Source organism: Duncaniella sp. (assembly GCF_029054785.1).
Lineage (GTDB): Bacteria > Bacteroidota > Bacteroidia > Bacteroidales > Muribaculaceae > Duncaniella.
Genome location: NZ_JAIDEN010000164.1, coordinates 1 through 4167 on the forward strand (window position 1 = coordinate 1; position 4167 = coordinate 4167).

At 57.8% G+C, this 4167-nt stretch carries 3 protein-coding genes; all 3 read left to right on the forward strand.

Going from position 1 to position 4167, the window contains the following annotated elements; all coding sequences use genetic code 11:
- Positions 1 to 199 precede the first annotated feature (199 nt).
- Genes rny through K2H17_RS10000 form a run of 3 tightly spaced genes read left to right on the forward strand, consistent with a single transcriptional unit; the run spans position 200 to position 3634 of the window.
- Complete coding sequence (rny, locus tag K2H17_RS09990; RefSeq protein ID WP_300134321.1) at positions 200 to 1741, forward strand: ribonuclease Y; 1542 nt, start codon at positions 200 to 202, stop codon at positions 1739 to 1741.
- Between the two features lie 15 nt (positions 1742 to 1756).
- Positions 1757 to 3115 carry a regulatory iron-sulfur-containing complex subunit RicT gene (gene ricT, locus K2H17_RS09995; protein ID WP_300134324.1) on the forward strand — a complete coding sequence of 453 codons (1359 nt, stop codon included), beginning with the start codon at positions 1757 to 1759 and terminating at the stop codon, positions 3113 to 3115.
- Positions 3116 to 3154: 39 nt separating this feature from the next.
- Entirely contained in the window at positions 3155 to 3634 is a 480-nt protein-coding gene (locus K2H17_RS10000; RefSeq protein WP_300134329.1) for a gliding motility lipoprotein GldH, read from the forward strand.
- Positions 3635 to 4167 lie beyond the last annotated feature (533 nt).

Genomic DNA, 4167 nt, shown 5'->3' on the forward strand with positions numbered 1-4167 from the left:
CCGAAGCCCATCCCCGGCAAGAGAGCCACGGTCTTCACCCCCCTCCCCTGACGGCTTTTCAACCGAATTCACGCACGCTCAATCCATCTGACGAGCGCCTCTCCCGCGGGATGCCGCGGTCTGCGAGAGGTACGGATGATTGACCCGTGCATTTTTTATATACATACATTTTTCATCCTTTTTTGTAGTCCTTAAATTTATGGATATATTATTCTACATCTGCGCCGCTCTCATCGGAGCCGCCATCGGAATAGTGATCTTGGTAGCCGTCCAGCGGTCGACAGCCCGCTCGCGCGCCAAAACAATAATCGACGACGCCAACCGCGAGGCGGAAGTGATCATGAAAGACAAACTCCTCGCTGCCCGCGAACAGGAACTCCGCATCAAGACCGAAGCCGAAAAGCAGGCCAACCAGCGCATGCAGCGCATCCAGACCGAGGAGTCGAAACTCAAACAGCGTCAGAGCCAGCTCAACCAGCAGCAGAGCGAAAACGCCCGCGCCCGCAACGAAAACGAACAGACCCGCCAGAACCTCGAAGCCCAGCTCGCAGTGATCGACCAGCGCAAAGAGGAACTCGACCGCCTGCGCCGCACCGCCCAGGACACTCTCGAACACATCTCCGGCCTTTCGAGCGAGGAAGCCAAGGAAAAGCTCATCGAATCGCTCAAGGACGAGGCCAAGACAGCCGCAAGCGCCTATATCAACGACATCATGGACGAAGCCAAGATGACCGCCAACAAGGAGGCCAAGCGCATCGTGGTCCAGTCGATCCAGCGCCTCGCAACCGAGACTGCCATCGAAAACTCCGTCACAGTCTTCCACATCGACAGCGATGAGATCAAAGGCCGCATCATCGGCCGCGAAGGCCGCAACATCCGCGCCCTCGAAGCTGCGACCGGTATCGAAATCATCGTCGACGACACCCCTGAAGCCATCGTCCTCTCAGGCTTCGACCCCGTCCGCCGCGAAATCGCCCGTCTCGCCCTCCATCAGCTCGTGGCCGACGGACGCATCCACCCCGCCCGCATCGAGGAAGTCGTTGCCAAAGTGCGCAAACAGATCGAAGAGGAAATCATCGAGACCGGCAAGCGCACCGCAATTGACCTCGGCATCCACGGCCTCCACCCCGACCTCATCCGCATGGTCGGCAAGATGAAATACCGCTCAAGCTACGGACAGAACCTCCTCCAGCACTCACGCGAGACTGCCAACCTCTGTGCCATCATGGCCTCCGAGCTTGGCCTCAACCCGAAGAAAGCCCGTCGCGCAGGCCTGCTCCATGACATAGGCAAGGTGCCCGACGAAGAGCCCGAACTGCCCCACGCACTCCTCGGCATGAAACTCGCCGAAAAATACAAGGAAAAACCTGAGATCTGCAACGCGATCGGCGCCCACCACGACGAAATCGAGCAGACTTCGCTCCTGGCTCCCATCGTGCAGGTCTGCGACGCCATCTCCGGCGCCCGTCCCGGCGCCCGCCGCGAGATAGTCGAGGCCTACATCAAGCGTCTCAACGACCTCGAACAGCTCGCCCTCAGCTATCCCGGTGTCATCAAGACCTACGCCATCCAGGCCGGTCGCGAACTGCGCGTGATTGTCGGCGCTGACAAGATCGACGATGTCGAGACCGAAAAGCTCTCCTCGGAAATCGCACGCCGCATCCAGGACGAGATGACTTATCCCGGACAGGTCAAAATCACCGTAATCCGCGAGACCCGCTCCGTTAGCTTCGCCAAGTAAGGGAGGGTCTGAGTCATGGAAGAAAAAGACAGAAAATGCCCCCGCGGAAAGCTCCATTGCTTCAACTGGATGGAGGATATCCCCGGCGGCGTGACAGACTTCGACATCGTTGAGGTGCAGTTCAAGAACACCCGCAAGGGCTTCTACCGCAACTCAGCCAACATAGATCTGGCCATCGGCGACACCGTGGCCGTTGAATCGACCCCCGGCCACGACATCGGCGTGGTCACTCTGACCGGCAAGCTTGTGGCCTTGCAGATGCGCCGCGCCAACATCAAGCCCGACGCCGAGATCAAGCGAGTGTTCCGCAAAGCCAAACCCGCCGACCTCGAAAAATACGAGGAGGCAAAGGCCCGCGAGAACGACACCATGATCCGCGCCCGCAAGATTGCCGAATCGCTCAGTCTCAACATGAAGATCGGCGACGTCGAATATCAGGGCGACGGCAACAAGGCCATTTTCTACTACATTGCCGACGAACGCGTCGACTTCCGACAGCTCATCAAGGTGCTCGCCGAGACCTTCAAGGTGCGCATCGAGATGAAGCAGATCGGCGCCCGCCAGGAAGCAGGCCGCATCGGCGGCATCGGCTCCTGCGGCCGTCCCCTCTGCTGCGCGAGCTGGATGACCAACTTCGTCTCCGTCGGCACCAGCGCCGCCCGCTATCAGGACATCTCGCTCAACCCGCAGAAGCTCGCCGGACAGTGTGCGAAACTCAAATGCTGCCTCAACTTCGAAGTGGACACCTACGTTGAAAGCGCCCGCCACCTCCCAGGCCGCGAGATCCGTCTCGAAACCGCCGACAACACCTATTTCCACTTCAAGACCGACATCTTCAAAAAGGAGATCACCTATTCGACCGACAAGCAGATCGCTGCCAACCTCGTCACCATCTCCGCTGCCCGCGCCTTCGAGATCATCGAGATGAACCGCCGCGGCGAAAAACCGCTGCAACTCCAGGCCGACGATGCTGAAAAGAGCACCGCCAAGGCCAGACCCATCGACCTCGCCTCGCAGGACGATCTCACGCGCTTCGACAAGACCAAGAAGAAAAAGCGCAAGAAGAAAAGCGGTGGAGGTGCCGCCAAGACCGACGCCCAGCAGCCTCAGCAGGCTCCTCAGGCCGAAAAGTCCGACAATCCAGGACCGCAGAAGGCCTCAGGCGATCAGCAGAAGCAGCGCAGACGCAACGAGAACCCCGAAGGCAACTCCTCGCAGCCTCAGCAGCCGAAAAACCGTGAGCGCCGCAACAAGGAGCCTAAGCGCGAACCCAAAGCGCAGCAGCCCCGCCAGCAAAACCGGTCTCAGGCTTCCGACACCCCCGCAGAGCGTCCCAACCGCATCCCCAAAGCCTTCCGCGACAATCAGGAATAAGCGATCGTTTTGACAACGCCTCCATCAGAGATCATCAAGATGCGATCAATCACCTATATTATTATAGCAGTCTCACTTTTCGCGCTTCTCGCAGCCTGTGGCCGCGGGGAGCGCGATTACAGCAGCTGGGAGCAGCTTCCGGCTGAAGGGTGGGCCTACACCGACACCATCAGCCTCCTGCCGGTCGACACAACGCTGACCGACAATGACTCTATACTCGACGGCACACTCCATGTAGCCCTGCGTCACAGCAACGCCTACCCCTATTCCAACATCTGGCTTGAGCTGACCTACCACGGCGACAGCCATTACCTGCTGCGCGACACCATCAACATGCCCCTCGCCGACCTCTATGGCCGTTGGCTCGGAAGCGGTTTCGGCGCCGGCTACCAGCGCGAACTCATAGTCAACCCCGACACCCGCATCGACCTCACCCGCCCCGTCACCCTGCGCCACATCATGCGCGTCGACACCCTCCGCGGAGTCGAACAGATCGGCATCCTCGTAGAAAAAATCTAACCCTCCCCCGCATTATCGCATAACAGCAGAGGCCGCTTTTCAGGTATAGAACCGAAAGCAGCCTCTGTTTATTTTTATAGGATATTGCAAAACTTGCTGCAACAACCACTTATCTTTTCACCTCCTTTGAAAGGTCATGAAAGAAAGCAATCAGATAGCACAAAAAGCCGATTGTCAGACATCCGAATGGCACCGGCGTCAAAGATCCTCTGACAAAAAACACGACCGTCACAACGTAGATCAAGCTCCAGATAGCGAGCAGAATATTCTTATAAAGTCTCATGTGTAAGATAATTTAACCACTAAAAGAATGAGACCAAAAATACTAAAAATTTCCGGTATCTCCGCATTATCGCACTAAAACCGGGTGTTCGCGTCCTTAACTTTGCATCTGTAAGCCGCTGCCGGACATTATCGGGCCACTCCGGCAGCCTTTCACTCCGACTCCAATCCCCCCACAGAAACCAGATGACACACATGAGAAACATCACAAAAAAAATCGTCAACACCCCAGCCACCCCCGCCGGCCGCCC

Excerpts from the sequence above, each read along its gene's own strand:
- K2H17_RS10000 (WP_300134329.1), top strand. The coding sequence starts at position 3,155 with ATGCGATCAATCACCTATATTATTATAGCAGTCTCACTTTTCGCGCTT.
- ricT (WP_300134324.1), top strand. The coding sequence starts at position 1,757 with ATGGAAGAAAAAGACAGAAAATGCCCCCGCGGAAAGCTCCATTGCTTC.
- rny (WP_300134321.1), top strand. The coding sequence starts at position 200 with ATGGATATATTATTCTACATCTGCGCCGCTCTCATCGGAGCCGCCATC.